We start from the raw sequence: 23,018 nt of genomic DNA on the forward strand, positions 1-23,018 counted from the left end.
TTTAAAAATAATACGGCAAAGGATGCAAGCTATCTTTGCTCATTATACTAGTTTTTCTTTTGCGAATTTCACCGCCGCCTCTTTTGCTTCGTTCATTTTGCCGATGTCTTTTCCGCCTGCGGTAGCAAAATCATCTCTTCCTCCGCCGTTGCCGCCTAAAATTTGAGCTATAAATTTAACCCATTCTCCGGCTTTTAAATTTGCGTTTTTGACTCCTGCGGCGATTATTGCTTTGCCTTCTTTTTCTTGCATAAACAGCACTGCAACGCGTTCGTTCGCATTTTTTATCTCATCAATTGCGGTTTTGATATCTCCGCCCTGAAGGATCTCGACTCCAAATTTTACGCCGTTTAGCTCGCTTAAATTTATGGCTTTTGACCCGCCTGCGTTTTTAAGCTCGTCTTTTAGCGCCTTTATCTCATTTTTTAGTTTTTTAACCGCATTTATAGGCTCGACGCTTTTTAGCTCGGATTTTAGCTCGTCAAGTTCGGCTCTAAATTCTCTTGCCAAATTTAGCGCAGCCTTAGAGCAAACCGCCTCTATTCTTCTTACGCCCGCACTTACTCCGCTTTCTTTAACGATAAAAAAGGCTCCGATCTCGCTTATATCTTTTACGTGCGTTCCTCCGCAAAGCTCTTTACTCACATCGCCAAAGCTTAGCACGCGCACTTTTTCGCCGTATTTTTCGCCAAACAAAGCTATCGCTCCGCTATTTTTGGCTTCATCTAAGTCCATTATTTCTATTTTGGCTTGCGCTCCCTTGGCTATCGCGTTATTTACGAAGTTTTCTATCTTTTCAAGCTCTTCGCTGGTTAGTGCTTTAGGATGCGAGAAGTCAAACCTAAGCTTATTTGCTTCTACGCTTGAGCCGGCTTGGGCTATATGACTGCCTAAAATTTTAATCAAAGCCGAGTGCAAAAGGTGAGTTGCGCTGTGGTGGCGCGCTATCTCGCTTCTTTCGTTAGAAACTTCCGCCTCAACTTCATCTCCTGCTTTTAACTCTTTAGTAACTGAAATTTGAGATAAATTTAGCCCGAAGAATTTTTGCGTATCAAGCACTTTGGCAAAATTCTTTATCTCGCCTTCATCCGCACACTGACCGCCGCTTTGAGCATAAAACGGCGTTACATCAAGCATGATCCAGCCGACTTCGCCTGCTTTTAAGCTTGAAACGCGTTTGAAATCATCATCAAGTAGGGCTAAAATTTTGCTCTTTTGCTCTAGAGTCTCATATCCGCTAAATTTATTTTCGCCAAATTCCTCTAAAAGCTCTTTAAAATCGCCTTTTGCGCTTTTATCTCCGCTTCCTTTCCATGCGGCTTTTGCGCGAGTTTTTTGCTCGTTCATAAGCTCATCAAACCTTGCTTCATCGACTTTTAATCCCTTATCTCTAAGCATATCGGCTGTTAGATCAAGCGGGAAGCCGAAAGTGTCATAAAGCTTAAACGCCGCATCTCCGCTAAAAATTTCTTTTGTTTTTGTCAGTTCATCGTTAAATAGCTCAAGACCCGAAGCGATAGTAGTTAAAAATCTCTCCTCTTCAAGGCGAATTTGCTCTTTAACCGTATCTTTTTTCTCGTTTAGATAAGTGTAGTGAGAGCCCATCAACTCGCATACTTGATCAACTAGCCTATACATAAACGGCTCTTTAATACCAAGCAGGTATCCGTGGCGAATCGCGCGACGTAAAATTCTTCTTAGGACGTATCCGCGCCCCTCTTTGTCAAAGCCTACGCCTTGAGCAAGCAGGAATGTAACCGAGCGTATATGATCGCTAATGACACGGTAACTAGCACCGCTTTCGTATTCGTAAGGTTTGCCGCAAATTTTAGCCACTTCATTTATAATCGGCATAAAAAGCGAGCTGTCGTAGTTGCTAAATTTGCCTTCCATTATCGCAGTTACGCGCTCTAAACCCATACCTGTATCAATTGACGGTTTTGGAAGCGGAGTTAGCTTTCCGTCTGCGCTTCTTTCGTATTGCATAAAGACAAGGTTCCAAATTTCAAGAAACCTATCTCCGTCACCGCCCATATAGTCCTCGTCTGAGTTAAAGTGCTCCGCTCCTTGATCGTAAAAAATCTCCGAACAAGGACCGCAAGGACCCGTATCGCCCATCTGCCAGAAGTTGTCTTTGTCGCCAAATTTGTAAATTCTCTTTTTTGATATATGCTCTTGCCACATCGCGTAAGCCTCGTCGTCGCTTTCATGAACCGTGACATAGAGGCGATCTTTAGGCAGTTTTAGCACATCTGTAACAAATTCCCAAGCGTAAGCGATCGCGTCTTTTTTAAAGTATTCGCCAAAACTGAAATTTCCAAGCATTTCAAAAAACGTGTGGTGGCGCGCAGTATAGCCCACATTATCAAGATCGTTATGCTTACCGCCCGCTCTTATGCAGGTTTGGCAACTAGTGCGGATAGGCGGAGTAGGGCGTGGAACTTCGCCTGTGAATATGCTTTTAAAGGGCACCATTCCCGCGTTTGTAAAAAGCAACGTCGCATCGTTTGGTACAAGCGGCGATGAAGGTATGATCTCGTGACCTTTGCTTGCAAAATAATCCAAATAAGCCTGTCTGATATCCATAATTTTTCCTATCAAATTTTATAAAATAGTGCTGATTTTACCATATTTTTCATTAAATTTTTAAAGGCTTGGTTTTAAAGTTAGAGGTAAGAGGGTTTGAAATTTGTTACATTGTAAAATATATTTTACGAAATTTAAAGTGGATTAAACATATAATTACCAAAATAAAATATAATGTCTATCAAAAAACGGATGAGATTATGAAAAAACGCCTTGCGATCATAGGCTTTGAAGATATCGGCAAGATGCACTATAACGAGCTTAGAAGGTCTGATGATTTTGAACTAGTGGGAATTTATAGTAATAAATGCGGCGATAATCATGCCAGAGTTGAAATTTATGATGATATAAACGAGCTTTTTGAGATAACAAATCCCGAAGCGCTTATAATAACTGACGGAATAGAGTATTTTGATCTGTTTTCAAAGTGTGTAAAAGCATCTAAATTTATCTTTATAAATGCACCTTTGGCTAAAAGCAGTAGCGCTATTCAGGAGATGAAATACTGCTCGAATTTAAGCGGAGCTGTAAGCGCTATGTGCCTTTGCGATAGATTTAACCCCGTGATAGCCTCTTTAAAAAAATCTCTTGAAAAAGAGGAGAAAATTTACTCTATAAATATTACTTGCGGTATTTGCAAGGATGAAAATTTGTCTATGCAAATGCTTTATAATATCGATTTGGCAAGGTATTTAACAAGCAGTGAAGTGGGGGGATTTTTTAAATTTGAATCCAAAAACGACAACAAAAAAGAGGCTCTTAGTATGCTTTATGAGCTAAAGATGAAAAATCAAGCTTTGGTTAGTATTCACGGCTCAAAAGAGTATCCTATCAACCGTTTTATAGTGGAAGTAGCGGCAAAGAGCGGAATTTATTTTGGCGATTTGCTTGGACTCAAACTTAATAAATATACTGCCGAAGGACAGCAAAATTTGAAAGTAAATTGTGATATATCGCCTGCAAGAATGGCTCAGATAGAATTTGGTAAGCTTTGCGAATTGGGAAAATTCGAAAATTTGGCAAGCTTTGACGAGGTGCTTAAGGTTTATGGAGTGTGCGCATGAAAAGGCTTTTGCTGCTTTTAAATATGGGCGGACCAAATAATCTGAGCGAGGTTGAGGTATTTTTAAAAAATATGTTTAACGACCCTTGTATATTAGGGATTAAAAATAAATTTTTGCGTAAATTTATAGCCTTTATGATAACTCGCTCTAGACTTAAAGAGGCTACGCATAACTACGAACAAATCGGAGGCAAGTCGCCTATTTGCGAGATAACCCAAAGGCTATGCGGTAAAATTTCAAGCTTAAGCGATGAATTTGATGCGGTTGATTTTGCTATGAACTACACTCCGCCTTTTGCAAAAGAGGTGCTTAAAAAGTATGAAAATTTTGATGAGATTATAGTTTTGCCTTTATATCCTCATCACTCTATAACAACCGTGGTTTCAAGCTTAAATGATTTTAACAAAGCGTTTGAAGAGCTAAATTTAAAGGCTAAAGTGAAAATCATAGAGCCGTTTTATAAAGATGAGCTTTATAATCAGGTCATAGTAAATTCTATAAAAAATATGGTAAAGGATTTAAAAACAGAGGAGATAACGCTTATATTTTCTGCTCACTCTTTGCCTCAAAAGATTATAGATAATGGCGATGTTTATGAAAAACACACTTTAGAGCATGTTGAAATTCTTTCTGCTTTAATCAATAAAGAGATGAAATTTAAAGAAATTCGCGTTGCTTATCAGTCGCGTTTAGGACCGGTAAAATGGCTTGAGCCGGCGCTTGGAGACGAACTGGCAAAACTTGAAAATAAAAAAGCGCTAATCTATCCTATATCTTTTTGTATAGATAATTCAGAGAGCGTTTTTGAGCTGGCAAAAGAGTATAAAGATGTAGCCGATGAGCTTAAATTTGAGTATTATGATGTTGTTGCTTGCCCTAACGATAGCGAAGAATTTGCTAAATTTTTAATTCAAATAGCCTTAAAATAAATTTATTATCATTAAAATCTTAACTGTATAAATTAAAAAATATATTTTATTATATGGTTAAGATTTAATATCTTATATTCTTATATTGTCTATTTTTATCAATAATTCTAAAATTTAAATACTTAATATAAAATTTTTAAATCCCTAAATATAGGCAATTAATACTAATTTGATTCAAATAATATTAAATAAATATTAAATTTATAAATTGATTTTTTTTCTTAATAAATTTATTTAAATTTAAGCAGATATATGCAAATATAGCATATCTAATATATGCCGTATTTGCATATATAAAAAGGGGAAAACATGACAAAAGAAGGAAAAGTAATCTGTCCGTATTGCGGAACAGGCTGTCAGATCAAGTTGCATGTTGAAAATAATGTTATCAAATATGCAACCGGAGTTGAAGAAAATCCCGTAAATCAAGGAAATCTTTGCTTAAAAGGATTTTACGGGTGGGATTATGTAGGGGCTCCCGATAGACTTACCACCCCGCTTATAAGAAAAAAAGACGGCGTCTTTAGCAAAGATGGAGACTTGGAGGAAGCGAGTTGGGATGAGGCGCTTGATCTGGTCGTTTCAAAGATAAAAGAAGTAAAGGAAAAATACGGTCCGGATGCGATCGTAGGAAATTTCTCTGCAAGATGTACGCTTGAAGATAACTATGTCGCTCAAAAGATCATGCGTGCAGTAATAGGAACAAATAACGTCGATCACTGCGCCAGAATTTGACATGCTCCGACTGTGGCAGGTCTTGCCAAAACAATCGGTAACGGAGCTGCGACAAATAGCTTCATAGAGATAGGTCCTTACAGCAACTGCATCATGATGATCGGATCAAATCCTGAAAACGGACATCCGATAGCTGCCATGCATATTCAAAGGGCTCTAAACAGAGGCGCAAAACTAATCGTAATCGATCCGATTAAGACGGAATTTGCCAGCCGTGCGGACGTGCATTTACAACTTGCGCCCGAACACAATATCGCTGTTATAAATGCGCTTTTATATGTTATTTTTGAAGAGGATTTGGTAAATTGGGATTTTGTAAATGAGTGCACGACCGGCGTAGAGTACGTGCGCGAAGCGGTTAAGGATTATTCGCCTGAAGCAGTTGCGAAGTATACAAATTTAAACCCCGAAGATATCAGAAAAGCCGCCAGAATGTATGCTACGATAAGACCTGCGGTTATTACTCACGGTATGGGTGTTACTCACTTTAACCACGGCGTCGGCGGAGTTTGTGATATATCAAATTTATTTTTGCTGACCGGTAATATCGGCGAGCTTGGAAGCGGCGATCTTCCTATACGTGGCCAAGTAAATGTGCAAGGGTGTTGCGATATGGGTGTTCTTCCAAACGTATTACCAAATTTGGGTTCGGTAACTGACCCTGAGCAGCTTGCTTGGTTTGAGAAGGTTTGGAATTTAGAGCCGGGATTTTTAAGCAACAAGATAGGTATCCATAAGACCGAAGTTCCTGACGCGATACTTGATGGCAGGGTGCATTTCTTCTGGACAATGGGTGAAAATCCCGTAATGACCGATCCAAACACAAACCACTTCTTAAAAGCGATATCAAAAGTGGATATGTATCTTGTGCAAGATATATTCTTAACTGAAACTTCGCGCAAGGCGGATGTTGTTTTGCCTAGTGTCGCAAGTAGTGAAAAGGAAGGTCTCTTTGCCAACGCGGAGCGCCGTGTACAGCACAATGAAGCCGTTATCACGCCTCCTGGAGACGCCAGACAAGATTGGTGGATCATCTGTGAGATAGCTAGAAGGCTTGGTGCCAAAGAGGGATTTAACTTCAAATCTCCTGAAGAAATTTGGGAAGAGGAACGCAAGTGCGATCCTTATAGATACGGCGGAATGAGCTATTATCGTATTAAGAAGTATTACGGGCTTCATTGGCCATGTCCGACAGAGGATGACATGGGCGGACAAAGCTTGTATCTGGACAGGAAATTTTTCACACCTGATGGCAAAGGCAAATTTGTGCCGTGTTTGCATGTAAAAAGTGTCGCCGATATAGAGCCTGCTAAAGCGGAATTTGCAAAACGAATGAATATGCCGGCTGATTATCCGATAATGGCAGGAAGTGTCGATGAACCTGTGGATGAGGAGTATCCTATCCAGCTACTTACTACTCGTAAGGTTTATCAGTATGCAGGCGGAGCGATGACTCGTCGTTCAAAGACGATAGAAGAAGGTGGCGATAGTATAGGCCCTATAGCCGAGATGGGCCCTGCGCTGGCGGATCGATACGGCATAAAACACGGTGATTTTATAAAGGCTTGGAGCAGATACGGCTACATCGTCGTTAAGGCTGATGTGACCGATATCGTGCCCGATGGAATAATACAGATGACTTATCATTACTGGGAGAGTTGCTGTAACGAGATAACAAGTAGCGGTTGGGACTTTATAAGTAAAACTCCTACATTTAAAGCGGCGATTCAGATTAAAAAGATAGACGAGGATGAATTTTTACGCGTTAGAGAGCTAAAACGCGAGAAATTTCAAACAAACAAAGTGATATACGACGACTATCATCACGCCTAAAAGCGCCTTTGGTGTCGCTGATTGATTTGGCGGCACCAAATTTTAAACGGAATAAAATTTGCTTTGTTTCTTTAATAACTATTTGCTCTAAGGAGAAAATTTGAAGATATCAAGCGAAAATTCCGCACTTAAATTTTTAGAGGATTTAAACAACCTTTACAAGACTCAAAAAATAATTCAAAACGACAAAAGCGAATTTCAAAAAGAGCTGGAAAGCATAAATTTAAAGGCTAAAAGCTCGCTAAAGAGCATGGATGTGGATAGCTTTAGGCAAAATTTAACCAAGATGGGGTCAATTAAATTTATAAGCTATCTAAACGAGCTAAAGATAGAAGAGAAGATCGAGGCAAAGCGAGCAGAGCTCATCAAAACTCTTGGACTTGATGAAGAGAGCGCAAAAAGCAAAAGCGTAAATGAGATCAAAGAGCTTCTTGGTGTGCTTGAGGATATGCTTGAAAAATTTAGAAAAGATTTGCTTGCCAAAGCTCAGGATAACTCGCTTCTTGAAAGGCAACAAAAGCTTGCCAGACAAGCATCGCCTTTGAATTTGGCTTTGAATATAATTTAAATTATGCTAATATTTCAGCCTTAAATTTTTATTTATAATATATTTGAGCTTGCTTTTGGTTTTAAATTTGCGTTTAGATAAGCTCTGTTGTTATTTATATGGATTAAGAAATTTATAAAAGAGTAGTTTTAGGTTGAATTTAAAAGAATTTATAAGAAATAGCGATCTTAAGCCCTACGGAGTGCTTGAAACTTTCTGGGCGGTGCTTTTAGCGCTGATCGTCTCTTCGGTTATTACTTTTATCGTTTTGGTTGTATCTATGCTTTTTATAGCCATAGTTTATAACATAATGATGGAGCTTGATCTGCTTACAAGCGGAATCACCGTCTTATACGATATGGCGGTTGATTTTATGAAAAACTATATAATCATAGCCATTACTTTTATATTTTTTTGCTCAAGAGCTTTGAAATCATACATGAAAGATCACGCGGGCTTCATATCCTACGGAGTTTCATTTACTATAGCCGTTATCTGTGCCGTGATATCTATCTCTTTTAACGCTCTTGTGTTGCTTCACTCTTTTAGTCTTGACGGACTTAGTTGGTTTGTTTATTATTTTAGCTCGATTGTCGTGATATGCGTAACGGCTTATAATTTAAGAGATATAGTAAGCGGAAATTTTATAAAAGATAGGCTTTTGATAGCAGGGCTTTTGATGGTTTTTATGGCTTGCTCGTCTATACTTCTCATGAATAGTTTGGATATCAAAATTTAAAGTTAGTTTTGAGCTTTTTATTCTTCCACTAAAGCTAATAAAGCATTTTGTTTTAGAATTTTTATTAGACTAAGATTTATTTAGCGTTTTTATCTTCGGTTAAATTCTCATCGCTTGGTTTTAAAAATCCCTCTTCGATCATCAGATCAACTGTCTTTTTAAATACAGGTAGGGCACTTTGAGCCCCAAAGTGATAGTATGGTTTCTTTGGCTCTCTTGCTAAAACCCCGATAGTATAGCTGTTACCTTCGCTGTCATTTACAAATCCAAAAAACGAACCGTTATATTTGTTTGAATAACCACCTGCAGATGCGATGTGAGCCGTGCCTGTCTTGCCCCCTATTTCAAGTCCTGGAGTTTTTGTTTTTTTGCCTGTTCCGCTCTCAACGGCTTTGATGAGTATTCGCTTCATGCGTTTTGCTACATCTTGAGTAAGTACTTGCGTAGGCTCAGGATTGTTTACTACATAAAATTTACCGTTTTTGTAAAGAGAGCTCACAACTTTTGGCGTTATCATAACTCCTTTGTTGTTAAAGACGTTATACGCTTTTAAAAGCTGTATAAAAGTCGCCTGAAGCCCGTATCCGTAGCTGATAGTTGCCTTATAAATTTGTGAGTTTAGCTTTGCTACGGGAGGCATATTGCCCACTTGTTCGTACGGCATATCGATACCCGTTTTTTGCGTGAAGCCGAAATTTAAAAGCCCCGAGTAAATTTGCGAGCCTTCAAGACGCTGGGCTATCTGTATCATGCCTATATTTGATGAGTGCGCAAGCACGTCTTCTGCGGTCATAAAGGGCTGCGGATGAGTATCTCTTATTATACGTTTGCCAAGCTGATATTTGCCGTTATAGGTGTTTATGCGCTCAAAGGGATTTAGCTTATCTTCGGCAAGCAAAAGTGCAAAAATAAACGGCTTAAATACCGAGCCCACCTCGTAAGCATATTCGGTTGCCGATGAATTTAAGGATTTATAATCTTGCTTTTTTATATTTGAAGGATTGTATCTTGAAGTAGTTGCAAGTGCCAGTAGTTCGCCGGTTTTAGACTCCATAACGCCTACGATTATCTCTTTTGCATTTAGAAATTCTTTTCTTTCGTCTATGATTTGCTCTAACGCGCTTTGAAATTTAAGAGAAACGGTTAAGATGGTATCATACCCGTCTACACGGTTGGCTAAATTTGAATCGCTTGTTAAGATGATGTTGTTTCCGATATCCTTGGGTCCTAAAATTTTAGCATCTTGAATAGCCGAAATGTAGTATTCGTATGACTTCTCAACTCCTTTTACGCCGGTAACTTTGGTGATATTTTCCTTTTCTATTTTTTTTACGTAGCCTATAAGCGGAGTTAAGGCATCTTTTGCCATATACTGCCTGCTTTCGCCGCTTTCGACTATACTCATGCCGCGAAGCGAAGCTATACCGCTATTAGGATCTTCGTAAGGGACAAAAATTTTCTTTCTGTATAGCTTTCTTGCAAGCTCTTGAAGGTAAGCGGCGCCTTTAGAGTCGATCTTGTAAGAGAGAGTTACAAGCCCTTTTGTGCTGTTTATGCTTTTTTTAACCTTTTTTGGATCATCTCCGCTGTAAAGTGAATAAAGCTTAATAAAGAGATCTTTTTTGTTTGGATCGATATTTCTCGTATCGATCATTACTTTATAAAGTTTTTGGCTACTTGCGACGCTAAATCCGTCTTTTGTGACTATATTGCCGCGAAGTGCGGTATTTACTTCGCTTGTTTCAAGCTTTGGCAAGCGTCTTTCGATGTTTGCCCTATAAAAGATAACCGCTAAAAATATGGATATCCCTATTAAGATCAGTGAAAATAAAATTAAAATTTTTGATTTTCTAGAGTTCATTTAAGGCTAAATTTGTGTCCTTGATATCTCTTTGTATGCGCTTATCGCCTTGTTGCGGATTTCAAGCATTAGCTTCATGCTGGTTTCCGCCTTGCCTATGGCGATTGCGGCTTGATGAAGGTCTTTTACTTCGCCTGTTGCTAGATCGGCGATTGCTTTATCGGCATTTACTTGTACTTCGTTTAGCTCTTTAAACGAATTATCAAGCATGGTTGCAAATTCATTTTGGCTTTTTTGAGTCAAATTTGCATTTTCTTTTTTAAATGGCGAAGCAACAGAGCTGATTTTATCGATATTTGTCATTTTTATTAACCTCTTAATAGTTCTATCGCACTTTGAGCGATTGTCTTTGCGCTTTGAAATGCAGAGACGTTTGCCTGATAGGCTCTTGTGGCCTCGATCAGATCAGCCATTTCGATGACCGGATTTATATTTGGATATGCGACGTATCCTTTGGCATTAGCATCAGGGTGGCTTGGATCATATTTTAGTTTAAAATCCTTATCGTCGCGCACCACTTTATCAACTACGACGCTCATTATAGCAGGTTTTGCGTCTTTTTGCCAAAAGCTATCATCAAGCGGGTTTTCATACTCAAGCATATTTGTTTTTTTTGCGATTTGCTCATTTAGCGTGCTATCGAAATCAACCGCTTTAAATATCACTTCGCGTCGGCGATAAGGTCCGCCTTCAGCCGTTCTTGTAGTGTTTGCATTAGCTATGTTTGAGCTAATTACGTTCATTCTAAATCTCTGTGCGCTTAGTCCGTAACCGCTTATATCAAAATCGCTTAAATAACTCATCTTAATTTCCTTTAAATCTTGCTACTTGCTTCAATCACGCTTTTAAAGTTCGCGCTATCGCGCTTCATTGCGTTATCAAGTGCAGTTATCATGATCGCATTTTTACTAAGCTCTGTTGTCTCCACATCAAGATCGACCGTGTTGCCGTCATTTCTAGCCATGTGTCCGTCACGAAGAAAGATCGTAGCTAGCTTTGAGTCGGGAAATTTTACCTTTGGCAAATGAGCCTCGTCAGTATTGGCAAGCTCAAGCTCTTTGCTTTCTTTTTTGCCGTAAATTTCAGCTGCTCTTTCGCTTAGAGCTCTTTCAAATGCAATATCGCGTGATTTATAAAACGGCGTATTGATGTTTGCTATATTGCTTGATATGAGCTGCTGGCGCAAATTTCTGCTAGCCAGTGCGCTTTCTACTAGCTGTTTTGATTTTGAACTTGATATTCCTGCAAACATCTTTAGCCTTTTTGATTAAATTTCACTAGATTTACAAGCAAGTTTTGTTCCTAAAATTCTAAATTTTAAACCAAATTTTCCAAATCTTTGAAATTTTCAAATCCGCTTGTCTCTTTTTTTAAAATTTCAAATCTTTTTAAAAACTCATCGCGCTTCATAGCTTTTGCGCCCATAAATTTAAGGTGGTCATTCATCACTTGGCAATCAATCATAAAATCAAATTTGCCTAAAGCCTCGCAAAGCTTTATGAGAGCGACTTTTGAAGCGCCTGTTTTTAGGCTTATCATACTCTCTCCGCAAAAGACTTTGCCAAAAACTAGCCCATAAAGTCCGCCGATTAGTTTTTCATCCTCATAAACTTCCACGCTATGAGCATATCCGGCTTTAAACATGGCAGTATAGGCTTCTGCGATGTTATCGCTTAGCCAAGTGTCTTCCTTTGCGGCGCGTTCGTTTTTGCAAATTTGTAAAAAACTTGCAAAGTCGTGATCAAATTTGACGTTAAATTTTTTAAGTGCAGATTTTATGCTTTTTTGGATTCTGATATCTTTTGGAAACAGCACTGCTCGTGGATCTGGACACCACCAGCATATCGGCTCGTGCGGTAAAAACCAAGGAAAGATTCCTTTGTCGTAAGCTTGCAAAAGCGCTTCGACACTTAAGTCTCCGCCTATGCAAAGCGGAGCATGTGAAGGAGCAAGGCTTGGATCGGGGAAGTTGTAAATTCTTGTAAATTCCACTTCCAAGCTCGCTCTTATCTGTTTTATTTTGCTAATTTATCAAATTTAAAATCTAATTTGCCGTCTTTTACACCGATATTTAAAACACCGCCGTTTTTAAGCTTGCCAAATAAAATTTCCTCGCTAAGCTTGGTTGAAATTTCATCTTGAACTACGCGTTTTAGATTTCTAGCGCCAAATTCCTTGCTGTATCCCTTTTCCCAAAGGTATTTTTTGGCTTTCATGTCGGCTTTGATGACCACTTTTTTATCTTGCAAGCTTGCGCTTATCTCATCTAGTATCTTTTGAGTTATGAGGGCTAGCACATCTTCGTTTAGGTCATTAAAATGCACTATCGCATCGATTCTGTTTCTAAATTCCGGGCTAAAGAAATTTTTAACCGCACTGTCTGCTTTGCCGCTTTCATCCTTGCTAAAGCCCATTTTAGGAGCTTCTTTTGAGCCTAAATTTGATGTTATTATGATGATAGTATTTCTAAAATCGCTCTTTGCGCCGGTATTGTCGGTTAGGCTTGCACTATCAAAAATTTGTAAAAATACGTTCACAAGCTCGTCGTTTGCCTTTTCGATCTCGTCAAATAAGATCACGCTGTAAGGATGCTTTTTGATAGCGTTTGTAAGCATGCCTCCGCCTTCAAAGCCGACATACCCCGGAGGCGCTCCGATGAGTCTTGAAACGCTATGTTTTTCCATGTATTCGCTCATGTCAAAGCGCTCGAAATTTATACCTAAATTTCTAGCCAGCGATATCGCCAGCTCGCTTTTGCCGACTCCGCTTGAGCCTGTAAATAAAAACACTCCGATGGGAGAGGTTGGGTTTTTAAGCCCTGCGTATGAGCGTTTGATCGCATCGGCTAGAGTTTTAACCGCGCTATCCTGACCGAAAATTTCAGATTTCAGCTTGTTTTCTAAGTTTTTAAGGAATGAGATATTGTCAGTCTTTAAATTTGTATCCGGGATATTTGCTATCTTGCTTACGACCGCGGTTATATCGCTTTGTTTGACCTTGGTATTTTTGGCTTGTTTTAGCGACAAGCTGGCTCCGACTTCATCTACTAGATCAATTGCGCTATCGGGCAAAAATCTATCGTTTATATATTTTTTAGCTAACTCCACGCTTAGTTTTAAAATTTCATCGCCATATTTTACACCGTGAAATTTCTCGTATTTACTTCTAAGCCCTTTTAAAATTTCAAAGCTCTCATCTATACTAGGCTCTTCCACGTCAAGCTTTGCAAAGCGTCTTGAAAGCGCCTTTTCCTTCTCAAAAAAGCTTCTGTATTCCGCATAAGTAGTAGCGCCGATGCAGCGAAGAGCACCGCTTGCAAGGGCGGGTTTTAGCAAATTTGACATATCAAGGCTTCCGCCGCTTGTAGAGCCTGCGCCTATGATCGTGTGAATTTCGTCTATAAAGATTATCGCATTTTCTTGCTCGCTTGCCTCATCTATCACGTCTTTTAGGCGTTTTTCAAAGTCGCCTCTATATTTTGTGCCTGCTATCATAGCGCCCAAGTCAAGAGCGAAAATTTGCACATCCTGAAGCTTATCGGGCACTTCTTTATTTGCAATCTTAAGCGCTAAGCCCTCAACTATGGCAGTTTTTCCGACACCCGCTTCTCCTACAAGCAGGGGATTGTTTTTCTTTCTGCGGCTTAAGGTTTGCATCATGCGTTCAAGTTCAACTTCTCTTCCGATAAGCGGATCTATCTTGCCTTCTCTTGCAAGATCGGTTAAATTTATAGAGAATTTTGATAAATTTTGAGCTTTGTCACCTTTTTCTTCTTTTTCTTGTTTTAGCTTGTCCGCTTCAACTCCATAAAATTCAAGCGCTTTTGCACAAAAGCTATCCTTGCTTGTGGCGATTTTATAGAGCAGATCTTTTATTCCGATATTTTTATTTTGAGTTTTTACCTCATCGCCAAGCTCTTTGAAAATTTGCTCCAGCAAAAGGGTCATGCGAGGATGCTTAACCGGCGTTATGCGCTCGTTATTTTGCGAAAGATATTTTTTTAAGTCGTTTTTAAGAGACTCCATATCGTTAAGACCAGCTGCTATGAGTATATCTCTGCTCTCTTCGTTTAGATTTATAAGCACGAAGAGTATGTGCTCGCTAGTTAAGTATTCGTGAGAATTCGAGTAAGCAAACTGCTCCGCTTTTTCTAAAAAATAGCTTAAATTTGAATCCAGCATTACTCCTCCTCAACCTTTACTTTTAAAGGATACCCCGCGCCAATCGCGGCTTTGCGCACGTCTTCTTGCTTGCTGAGTGCAATTTCCTTAGGGTACACTCCGCAAATCGCACTTCCTTCATTGTGCACTTTAAGCATTATCGTTATAGCATTTTGGGCGCTATGATGAAAAATTTGCGTTAATACATCAACTACAAAATCCATACTCGTAACATCATCGTTTAGCAAGATGACTTTAAATTTCTTCGGAAACTCCAACTTCTCTTTTAGGCTTGTAAATTCGTGTTCTTGCTTGCCTGTTTTAGTTGGCATTTCTAATGCGCTCCATGTCCTTTTCAAGCTTGCCCATGTGAATTCCGCCAAGATAGTAAGGCACTCCGAAATTCCCGCTTCCGATATCGGTCAGTGTTTGATAAATGCCGTTTTTAAGCACCATTTTAATCGGCACCGATTCAAGACGCGGATATTTGATGTCTTCAAGCAGTTGCGCGCTTATCTTGTCATTTACAGGCATATCGTTTGATATAAAATAGTAAGCGTTGTATTTTTGTGCGAAATTTTCGATTACGTACTCGTTTGTTACGTTTTCAAAATGAGTAAGTCCGATAAGTATGAAATCTTTGTCGTTTTTAAGCTGATAATCCATAAGTTCAGGCGCTTCTTTTTGGCATGGCGGACAAAAAGTTCCAAAAATATCAAACATAATAATTTTGCTTTCATCGCCCTTTATCACGAAGCCCCCATCCGTTCTAAGCAGAGTGAGGTCTTTGCCAAATACGCTTGTAAGCTTAATCTCTTCGCCTGTTTTGTATCCTTCTATCTTTTTAGGAGCTTTTGCGCTCTCATCCTCTTTGCCGCAACCTACTAAAAATAGCGCACATAAAAGCGCTACAAATATCTTTTTCATCTCTTTCCTTTTTTTAGTTTTTGTAGATTTTACGAAAAAACGCTCAAATTTGCAAGGCTAGATATATCTTTTTATGGCGGCACGAGCCTCTTTATCGGCTTCGCGTTTTTTGAGACTTTCGCGCTTATCGTGCAAATTTTTACCTTTTGCAAGAGCAACTTTTACTTTAACTATATTTTTATCGTTTAGATAAAGTACCAGCGCAACCAGCGTTAGCCCCTCTTGCGTAACCGCACCAAACAGCTTATCTATCTGCTTTTTGTGCATTAAAAGCTTCCTTGGCGCTCTTTCATCGGGTCTAAAGTGCGAATGCGTCGTATCCAAGTGGCTGATGTGAGCGTTTAGCAGAAACATCTCGCCTTTTATCACACGCACGAAGCTGTCTTTTAGATTTGCCCTTCCTGCGCGCAAAGCCTTTACTTCGCTACCTTTTAGTACGATACCCGCTTCAAAAGTTTCAAGTATAGTAAAATCATGAAGCGCTTTTTTATTTTTTGCTAAGTCCTTGCCCATTTTTCTCTCATTTCAAACAAAACACGCTGCTTCCGCTTCCGCTTAAAAACATATCTTTGTATTTTTGCATTTGCGGATAAAGCTTAAAGCATGGCGCATAAAGATCGTTTAGTTCGCTGTTTTTATAGCTTGCAAGCAGTTGCTCGCTAGTCAAATTTGACATTTTGTTTGCTAAATTTGCGTCTATCTTGTTTATAAAATTTGTTCTAAATTCGCTATAAACCGCAGGTGTTGAAGCGAAAATTTCAGGAGTAAATAGCTCTAAGCTTGGAATTTCATCTTTAAATTCCTCTATCACTTCGCCTATACCGCTTACGTTTGCAGCCTCAAAGTCGCTTACGAAAAACGCTACGTCAGCTCCGATTTGCTCGGCTATCTTGTAAAGTTTTTCGCGAGGAATTTTTAAATTTAGCTCCTCGTTTGTCATCTTTAAAAATGTCGCTGCGTTACTGCTTCCGCCGCCAAGTCCTGCGCCTATCGGGATGTTTTTATTGATGATTATTTTATGCGAGCTAAAGAATTCATTAAGCTCGTCTTTAAAGCCTGCGTTTTCAAGTGCTTCTTTTGCTTTTAAGACTATATTGTTTTTTATGTTTTGATTATTGCACTCTACACTAAATTTGTCCGAGCGAACGAAATTTATCTCGTCAAAAAGCCTGCGCCAAAGCACAAACCTAGAAACTATCTCATGATAGTTTCCTCTGGTTCCGACAACTTTTAAAAAGATATTTATCTTTGCAAAGCTTTTCATTTTTGTATTTTTTTACTAAGCTCGCTTAGACTTGCATCATCGGCTAAATTTATAGCCTCTTTATTTTTGTTTGCAACCTCCTGAGCAAGCTCGGAGCGTAGTATAATCATATTTTTAGGAGCCTCTATACCAAGCTTAACGCCGCTTTTTGATATGCCAACGACCGTGATCTTGATATCCTTACCAAGAAGTATGCTCTCATCTTCTTTCCTTGAAAGTATTAGCATAGTGTAGCCTTGTTTAATCGGTACGTAACCGTTTGATCTTTTATCTCAATGATGCTTAAAAATTTATCAAAAGATATTAAATATATTTTATTTTCTCTCTCTTTGAAATCTGCCACGCTTAGCTTCTTGCCGTCCATTAAGTCTCTTGTATCGCCTAGGTATTCGTTGCGCGGTAGGTTTAAAATTTCAAGAGGATTGAGGAATTTTTCGTTTTCAAATTTTAGCCCACCTTCGCTTACTCTATGAAGCGCGCTAAGTGTAGCTACTTCGCCTAGTTTTGAGGCCAAAATTTGCGCGTAAGAGCGGATGTATGAGCCCTCATTTACACTTAGCTTTACTGTTAAAAACGGATGCATATAGCTTAAAATTTGAGCTTCATATACTCTCATGATCTGCTCTTTAAGCTTAAATTCCACTCCTTCGCGAGCTAGTTTATAGGCTCTTGTGCCATTTATATGTTTTGCGCTAAATTTTGGAGGAGTGTAAGCTATCTCTCCCGTTAAATCGCTTAAAATTCGCTTTATATCGCTTAAATTTAGCTCTTTTACGTTTTTTACTTCGCTTATATTTTCATTATCCAGACTCTCGCTTTGCGCTCCAAACCAAATGGTAGCTATGTAAACTTTTGGCGTTTTATTTATGTAGTTAAAAAATCTAGTATAGCTTCCGAGCGCTACTAAAAGACACCCGCTTGCAAAAGGATCAAGAGTACCTGAAAACCCTGCCTTTTTCACGCCGTATTTACGCTTTAAGCGTGTTAAAAAGCGGTTGGAACTAACTCCTATGGGTTTATTTGCAACAAAAATCGCGTTCATACGACTTTTTCAACGAAGCTTGACATTATATCACGCTCTATGCCGCCGAAATTTATGCTGAGTTTGAGCTCTTTTTTGACTTTACTAACGCCGGTAACACGACCTATACCGAAAATTTTATGTTTTACCAAATCGCCTTTTTTGTATTCGTTTGAAGTTTGCGTTTGGATTATAATGCTTCCGGAGCATACACCCGCTTCGTTTAAAAACCTGCTTCTTTCAAGCCTTGTGCGCTGCCCTTTGTAAAATCTTGAATTTACGCAGCTTAGCGTGAGCGTTTTTTTGGCTCTTGTTATGGCTACATAAGCCAGTCTTCGCTCCTCTTCTATGTCGCTTCCTTCGCCGATTAGCGGGAAAAATCCCTCCTCGAGACCGATTACGAAAAGATGATCAAATTCAAGCCCTTTGCTTGCGTGTATGCTCATGATTGATATGGCGTCTTCGCTTATGCCGTCTTGCTCGCTTTGAAGAGTTAGTTCGTTTAAAAACTCTTCAAGCTCGAAATTTGGATTTTGCTTTATCTGATCTTTTATCATCGCATAAAATTCATCGATGTTTGCTACTCTTTCAGCTCCGTCAGGCAGGCTTTCGTAGTATTTTTTGATACCGAATTTCGCCTCAAGCTTATCTATGAGCTCATATAAAGAGTCGCACTCTTTCAGATCTTTTAAATTTAGGACAAATTCGTTAAGTGAGGATATGATTTTTTTGCTAAACGCTTCATCTTTTTCATCTAAATTTAAAATCGCTTCAAAAATGGAAATTTTGTTTTCGTAGGCTATCTTTTCTATTTTGGCTAGACTTACTTTGCCAAGTCCTCGTTTAGGGCGATTTATGATACGCTTGATTGAAAAATCATCGTTTTCATTTGTGATAAGCCTTAGGTAGCTGATGACGTCTTTAACTTCGGCTCTTTCATAAAATTTCACTCCGCCGACCATTTTATAAGGGATTTTTTCTTTATTAAGACCCTCTTCAAGCGAGCGAGAAAGGGCGTTTATGCGGTATAAAACAGCTATATCGCTTGCATCTACGCCTTTATTTAAGAGATCTTTTATATGCTTTGCTATCTTGCTAGCTTCCATACTCTCATCGTTTGATTCCAGAAACACTATCTCTTCGCCTGCTTCTTTGGTGCTTACAAGCTTCTTGCCGAGGCGGTTTCTATTGTGATCTATGAGCTTGTTTGCAGCTTTTAAAATCGCACTTGTGGAGCGGTAGTTGTGCTCTAGTCTTACTATTTTCGTGTTTTTAAATTGATCTTTGAAATTTAAGATATTTTCTATCTTTGCGCCTCGCCAACCATAGATGCTTTGATCGTCATCGCCTACTACGCAGATATTCTCGTGAGTCTTGCACAACTTGCGAAGTAGCTTATACTGCAAATCGTTTGTATCTTGGTACTCATCTACCATTATATAGCGGTATCTTTTGGAAATTTCGTCAGCCAAGCCTTCGTTTTGATCTAAAATTTTATAAGTTAGGCAGAGCAAATCATCAAAATCAACAAGATTATTTGAGCTTAGATACTCTTCGTATTGTTTGTATGAATTTGCGATCTTAAGATAGTACCTGTCTTTGTTTTTGGACGTGTCGCTATAAAGGCTTAAATTTGCAAATACATCCTCAACGCTTAAAAGAGAGTTTTTAAAATTTGAAATTTCGCTTGATAGGGCAGGGGTTGGAATTTGGCTTTCAAAGCTTTTTAAAATTCTTTTTTTATCATCGGTATCAATTATTACGAAGCTATTTTTGCGGTTGAGATTGTCTATATAAAATTTTAAGAACAAAAGCCCGAATTTATGAAAGGTGCAAAGCAGGGGAGTTAAATTTTTACTGTTTTCGCCAAGCATATTTATGGCTCTTGTTCGCATTTCATTTGCGGCTTTGTTTGTAAAAGTAAGAGTAAGGGTATTTGCAGGATCTATACCCACTTCGCTTATAAGATAGGCAAGGCGAGTGGTTATCGTTTTTGTTTTGCCGCTTCCTGCGCCTGCAAGTATAAGCATGGCGCCGTCTAAATGAGTTGCCGCTTCTCTTTGTTTATCATTTAAAGATTTTAAAAATTTTTCCATTAAATTTCCAAGAAATATATTTAGTGTATTTAGATTGTAACACAACAACCTTAAAAATCAGCGTTTTTAATATCTATTTCAGTGTAATTTTAGTATTTATTACTATAATTATTCGATGCGTGATATTATAATTTTTCTTAATAATATTATGTTATCTTAAAAAAAGAAAAGAGAACAAGAGTATGATTAATGATTTTAGTAAAATTTACACTTTCATGGAGATAGTTAAAGAAAGAAGCTTTTCAAAAGCTTCAAAATCCCTTGGTATCTCTCAACCGGCAGTTACTTTACAGATCAAAAAGCTTGAGGAAATCTTAAAAGTAACTCTTATAATGCGTAAGAAAAACGGCATAATCTTAACCAGAGAGGGTGAGAAATTTTACAAACTCTGTCTTCGCTTTGAAAACGCAATGTTTAGGTTTAAGGATGAAATTTCTCATATCAAAAACGATAAAGCGCCTCTTGTTATCTCAACTACACAGCTCATAGGCGAGACTTTTATACCGCTTATGCTTGATAAAATTTCAGAAGTGATTGACGCCGAGCTTGATATAAGGATAAAAGAACAAAACGAACTGATCGCACATTTAAAAGACAGAAGAAGCGATATCTGTATCATCTTGGAGCAGTCGCTTGATGAGAATTTGATTACTAAAAAGCTCTTTGACTACGAAATTATCTTGGTTTCAAACAAAAAACTCGTAGATAGCGTTAAGCTTGAGGAGCTTTATAAATTTAAATTTATTAAAGATAGAACCAAGTCTTATCTAAACGACTTTTTTAGCAAATACGGTATTAATTACGCTGATTTGAAAAGCGCTTATTTGCTTGACGGCTCGATAATGGTTCAACGAGCGATACTAAACAACTTTGCAGATGACTATGTAACGTTTGTACCAAGATTTTTGGTTGAGGAGCATATTAAAAGCGGAAAGCTGTTTGAAATTAAAATGAATAAGATAAAGCTTGTAAGAACGGTTTATGCTGCTGCTCTTAAAGAAAATGAAGATGTCTTAAATAACTTTATAAAGATTAAAGATGGGTTTCAATTTTAAAATTTAATAATAAATCCGTTTTGCAACGGATTTATTTCTTGAAAAGCTCTCTATTTTTTGGATTTGACATGAACATTGACATGGATTTTTCCGTTTTGTTTTTGTTTTCTTTTTCTTTATGAATTGCAAAATTTATTAAAATCGGGCTGTTTTCAACCAAAATTTGAACTATCGCGCCAAGCGGAAAACTAACGAAAGAGGCGAAATTATCCGCCCCAAAACCAGCTTCAAAGCTAAGCTCATCCCCACTAAGTTTTGCACTTTGAAACGTATATCCGTCAAGTGTAAAAACTATCACCGGAGGCCTAAACGCAGAGCTTATCTCTGTGGGTAGCTCGGGATTAAATTTAACCAAATCCAAATTCGTCATCACGGAAAACGGCTGATCGTTTTGCAAAAGATAATCAATGCACTCATAAACGTGCATTTTCATAAGCAGTCCGAATTTCTCGTCGTCTAAGATATCCTCTAGCATTTTAACTCCTCAAATTCATCAACAAGCTTCTTAACCTCTTTTATACCGATATCCCAAAATTTCTCGCTCTCTATATCAAAGCCAAATTTTGCAACCATATCTTTTGGGCTCATACTTCCGCCAAGACTTAAAAATTCAGTATAAATTTCCACGAAATTTTTACATTTTCCGCTTTTGTAAAGCCCAAATATCGCAAGAACTAAAAGCTGCGCATAAGAGTAGGCATAGCAATAAAAAGGCGAGTGTATGAAGTGTGGTATATAGCTCCACCAAATTTTATAATAATCATTTAAGGTAACGCTTTTGCCAAACATCTTTTTGCTCTCTTCAAGCCAAATTTTGTTTAGCTCCTCAAGTGAAATTTCACCTTCATACGCATGAACTCTGCGCTCAAAGGTAGTAAAATTTATCTGGCGATAAAGCGTGGCAAATATATCTTCTATCTTTCCTGCCAGAAGTGAAATTTTGTCTTTATCGCTTAAATCTTTCTTGATGTAGTCAAACACAAGCATCTCGCAAAATACCGATGCGGTCTCAGCGGTAGTAAGCGGCGTATCCGAATTTAAGTAACCTACCTTGTAAGATAAATGCTGATGTATCGCATGGCCCAGCTCGTGAGCCAAGGTAAACAGATCTCTTCTGCCGTCCGTGTGGTTTAGCAACACATAAGGATGAGCGTCGCTTGAGCCCGAGTGGCTAAATGCTCCTCCGCGCTTGTTTGGCGTAGGATAGACATCGCACCAGCCTTCTTCAAACGCTCTTTTGGCTATATTTGCAAATTCGGGGCTGAAGTCGTTAAACGCTTTTAAAACTATCTGCTTGCATTTGTCGAATTTATACTCGCCGTCTCCTTCAAGAGGTGCGTATCTATCGTAATCATAAAGCTTTTTATAGCCTAAAATTTTACGCTTCTTCTCATAAAATTTACTAACTAAATTAAAATTTTTCTCAGCTGTTTTTATGAGCGCATCTACGCTTTGCTTTGTGATCTGGTTGCTTTCGTGCCTTGGCTCTTCGGCGCTTTTGTATTTGCGTAGTTCGCAGCTTGTTTTTAGGCTAGTTTTTATCATATTATATATGTATCCGAGCAAATGTTGATTTTTAGCTAGCGTATAGCTTAATGATTTTGCCGCAAGCTTTCGCACGCTTCTATCTTTATCGTGAAGCTTGCTTAAAATTTGCTCTTCGCTTAAAAGCTCATTTTTGAATTTAAATTTAAGATTACTCATTGTTTCGTCAAATAGCCTTGCAAACCCATCTCTTCCGGTATTTGCAGTGCGAAGCAAGACCTGCTCTTCTTTTAAGCTCAGCTGATGAGCCTTTGACTTAGCGAGATTGCTTAAATAGTATCCATGGGTTTTTGAAGCCTTTATGATCTCTTTTTGTTTTTCATCTTCAAATTCGTTAAATTTGATCTCAAAAAAGAGCAAATTTTCTTGAGCCTTTGTGGCAATCTCTTCAAATTTAGCGTAAAACGCTCCTTTTGAAGTGTCTTTAGCAAATACCAAAAAGGCATAAGTCATAACTTTTGAAATTTTAGCAAGCAGTTTTTCATACTCGCTAAACGCCTTTAAAAATTCATTTGTGTTTAAATTTGCAAATTTATCCGAATAAGTTTTTTCAAATTTTTCACACTCTTTTTTTAAGTTTAATGCTGATTTTTCAAGCTCTTTTTCATCCTTAAAAAGAGGTTTTAGATCCCAACTCGTCATATATTTTCCTTAAA

Annotated in this window: 22 protein-coding genes; 6 read left to right on the top strand and 16 right to left on the bottom strand. The window is 38.3% G+C overall.

The window, feature by feature from the left end:
• Positions 1–42: 42 nt before the first annotated feature.
• Complete coding sequence (gene alaS / locus CDOM15925_RS05720; RefSeq protein ID WP_169941989.1) at positions 43–2,586, bottom strand: alanine--tRNA ligase; 2,544 nt, start codon at positions 2,584–2,586, stop codon at positions 43–45.
• A gap of 200 nt (positions 2,587–2,786) precedes the next feature.
• On the opposite strand from alaS, the gene CDOM15925_RS05725 reads away from it, so the two are divergent.
• The 5 genes from CDOM15925_RS05725 to CDOM15925_RS05750 all read left to right on the top strand — a co-directional run bounded on the left by CDOM15925_RS05725 (position 2,787) and on the right by CDOM15925_RS05750 (position 8,433).
• Complete coding sequence (locus CDOM15925_RS05725; protein ID WP_169941991.1) at positions 2,787–3,650, top strand: Gfo/Idh/MocA family oxidoreductase; 864 nt, start codon at positions 2,787–2,789, stop codon at positions 3,648–3,650.
• Positions 3,647–4,579 carry a ferrochelatase gene (hemH, locus tag CDOM15925_RS05730; protein WP_169941993.1) on the top strand — a complete coding sequence of 311 codons (933 nt, stop codon included), beginning with the start codon at positions 3,647–3,649 and terminating at the stop codon, positions 4,577–4,579. The genes CDOM15925_RS05725 and hemH overlap by 4 nt, the downstream gene beginning before the upstream one ends.
• Before the next feature lie 309 nt (positions 4,580–4,888).
• Positions 4,889–7,147, top strand: a complete 2,259-nt coding sequence (fdhF, locus tag CDOM15925_RS10205) for a formate dehydrogenase subunit alpha (RefSeq protein WP_349644330.1) — start codon at positions 4,889–4,891, stop codon at positions 7,145–7,147.
• Between the two features lie 100 nt (positions 7,148–7,247).
• Entirely contained in the window at positions 7,248–7,715 is a 468-nt protein-coding gene (locus CDOM15925_RS05745; protein ID WP_169941997.1) for a response regulator, read from the top strand.
• Between the two features lie 133 nt (positions 7,716–7,848).
• Positions 7,849–8,433, top strand: a complete 585-nt coding sequence (locus tag CDOM15925_RS05750) for a hypothetical protein (RefSeq protein ID WP_169941999.1) — start codon at positions 7,849–7,851, stop codon at positions 8,431–8,433.
• Positions 8,434–8,509: 76 nt separating this feature from the next.
• Here CDOM15925_RS05750 and CDOM15925_RS05755 read toward each other — a convergent pair whose 3' ends face one another.
• The 13 genes from CDOM15925_RS05755 to CDOM15925_RS05815 form a co-directional block, all read right to left on the bottom strand.
• Positions 8,510–10,294, bottom strand: coding sequence for a peptidoglycan D,D-transpeptidase FtsI family protein (locus CDOM15925_RS05755; RefSeq protein WP_169942001.1), 1,785 nt, complete (start codon positions 10,292–10,294; stop codon positions 8,510–8,512).
• A gap of 6 nt (positions 10,295–10,300) precedes the next feature.
• The gene (gene fliE / locus CDOM15925_RS05760; RefSeq protein WP_169942003.1) at positions 10,301–10,597 is read right to left on the bottom strand and encodes a flagellar hook-basal body complex protein FliE; all 297 of its coding nucleotides are present in this window, start codon (positions 10,595–10,597) and stop codon (positions 10,301–10,303) included.
• Between the two features lie 5 nt (positions 10,598–10,602).
• Positions 10,603–11,097, bottom strand: a complete 495-nt coding sequence (gene flgC / locus CDOM15925_RS05765; RefSeq protein WP_169942005.1) for a flagellar basal body rod protein FlgC — start codon at positions 11,095–11,097, stop codon at positions 10,603–10,605.
• Positions 11,098–11,108: 11 nt separating this feature from the next.
• Positions 11,109–11,546, bottom strand: a complete 438-nt coding sequence (gene flgB, locus CDOM15925_RS05770) for a flagellar basal body rod protein FlgB (protein ID WP_169942006.1) — start codon at positions 11,544–11,546, stop codon at positions 11,109–11,111.
• Between the two features lie 65 nt (positions 11,547–11,611).
• Positions 11,612–12,292, bottom strand: coding sequence for a leucyl/phenylalanyl-tRNA--protein transferase (gene aat, locus CDOM15925_RS05775; protein ID WP_211436685.1), 681 nt, complete (start codon positions 12,290–12,292; stop codon positions 11,612–11,614).
• 17 nt (positions 12,293–12,309) lie between these two features.
• The gene (locus CDOM15925_RS05780; RefSeq protein WP_169942008.1) at positions 12,310–14,475 is read right to left on the bottom strand and encodes an AAA family ATPase; all 2,166 of its coding nucleotides are present in this window, start codon (positions 14,473–14,475) and stop codon (positions 12,310–12,312) included.
• Complete coding sequence (locus CDOM15925_RS05785; RefSeq protein WP_169942010.1) at positions 14,475–14,786, bottom strand: ATP-dependent Clp protease adaptor ClpS; 312 nt, start codon at positions 14,784–14,786, stop codon at positions 14,475–14,477. Before CDOM15925_RS05785 ends, CDOM15925_RS05780 begins: the two co-directional genes overlap by 1 nt.
• Entirely contained in the window at positions 14,776–15,381 is a 606-nt protein-coding gene (locus CDOM15925_RS05790; protein WP_169942012.1) for a thioredoxin domain-containing protein, read from the bottom strand. Before CDOM15925_RS05790 ends, CDOM15925_RS05785 begins: the two co-directional genes overlap by 11 nt.
• 57 nt (positions 15,382–15,438) lie before the next feature.
• Positions 15,439–15,894: an SsrA-binding protein SmpB gene (gene smpB, locus CDOM15925_RS05795; protein ID WP_169942014.1), complete on the bottom strand. Its 456-nt coding sequence runs from the start codon at positions 15,892–15,894 to the stop codon at positions 15,439–15,441.
• A 7-nt stretch (positions 15,895–15,901) separates the two neighbouring features.
• On the bottom strand, positions 15,902–16,645 hold the full coding sequence (locus CDOM15925_RS05800; protein WP_169942016.1) for a 4-(cytidine 5'-diphospho)-2-C-methyl-D-erythritol kinase: 744 nt from the start codon (positions 16,643–16,645) through the stop codon (positions 15,902–15,904).
• The gene (csrA, locus tag CDOM15925_RS05805; RefSeq protein WP_169942018.1) at positions 16,642–16,872 is read right to left on the bottom strand and encodes a carbon storage regulator CsrA; all 231 of its coding nucleotides are present in this window, start codon (positions 16,870–16,872) and stop codon (positions 16,642–16,644) included. Before csrA ends, CDOM15925_RS05800 begins: the two co-directional genes overlap by 4 nt.
• Positions 16,866–17,687: a tRNA pseudouridine(55) synthase TruB gene (truB, locus tag CDOM15925_RS05810; RefSeq protein ID WP_169942020.1), complete on the bottom strand. Its 822-nt coding sequence runs from the start codon at positions 17,685–17,687 to the stop codon at positions 16,866–16,868. The genes csrA and truB overlap by 7 nt, the downstream gene beginning before the upstream one ends.
• The gene (locus tag CDOM15925_RS05815; protein ID WP_169942022.1) at positions 17,684–19,762 is read right to left on the bottom strand and encodes an ATP-dependent helicase; all 2,079 of its coding nucleotides are present in this window, start codon (positions 19,760–19,762) and stop codon (positions 17,684–17,686) included. Before CDOM15925_RS05815 ends, truB begins: the two co-directional genes overlap by 4 nt.
• A gap of 182 nt (positions 19,763–19,944) precedes the next feature.
• Here CDOM15925_RS05815 and CDOM15925_RS05820 point away from each other — a divergent pair, with 182 nt between their 5' ends.
• Entirely contained in the window at positions 19,945–20,817 is an 873-nt protein-coding gene (locus CDOM15925_RS05820; protein WP_169942024.1) for a LysR family transcriptional regulator, read from the top strand.
• 31 nt (positions 20,818–20,848) lie between these two features.
• Here CDOM15925_RS05820 and CDOM15925_RS05825 read toward each other — a convergent pair whose 3' ends face one another.
• Positions 20,849–21,292, bottom strand: a complete 444-nt coding sequence (locus CDOM15925_RS05825) for a hypothetical protein (RefSeq protein ID WP_169942026.1) — start codon at positions 21,290–21,292, stop codon at positions 20,849–20,851.
• Positions 21,286–23,004 (bottom strand): M3 family oligoendopeptidase, encoded by a 1,719-nt coding sequence (locus CDOM15925_RS05830; RefSeq protein ID WP_169942028.1) that lies wholly within the window; start codon positions 23,002–23,004, stop codon positions 21,286–21,288. The genes CDOM15925_RS05825 and CDOM15925_RS05830 overlap by 7 nt, the downstream gene beginning before the upstream one ends.
• Between the last annotated feature and the right edge of the window lie 14 nt (positions 23,005–23,018).

The sequence above is a fragment of the Campylobacter sp. RM15925 genome (genome assembly GCF_012978775.1).
Lineage (GTDB): Bacteria > Campylobacterota > Campylobacteria > Campylobacterales > Campylobacteraceae > Campylobacter_A > Campylobacter_A canis.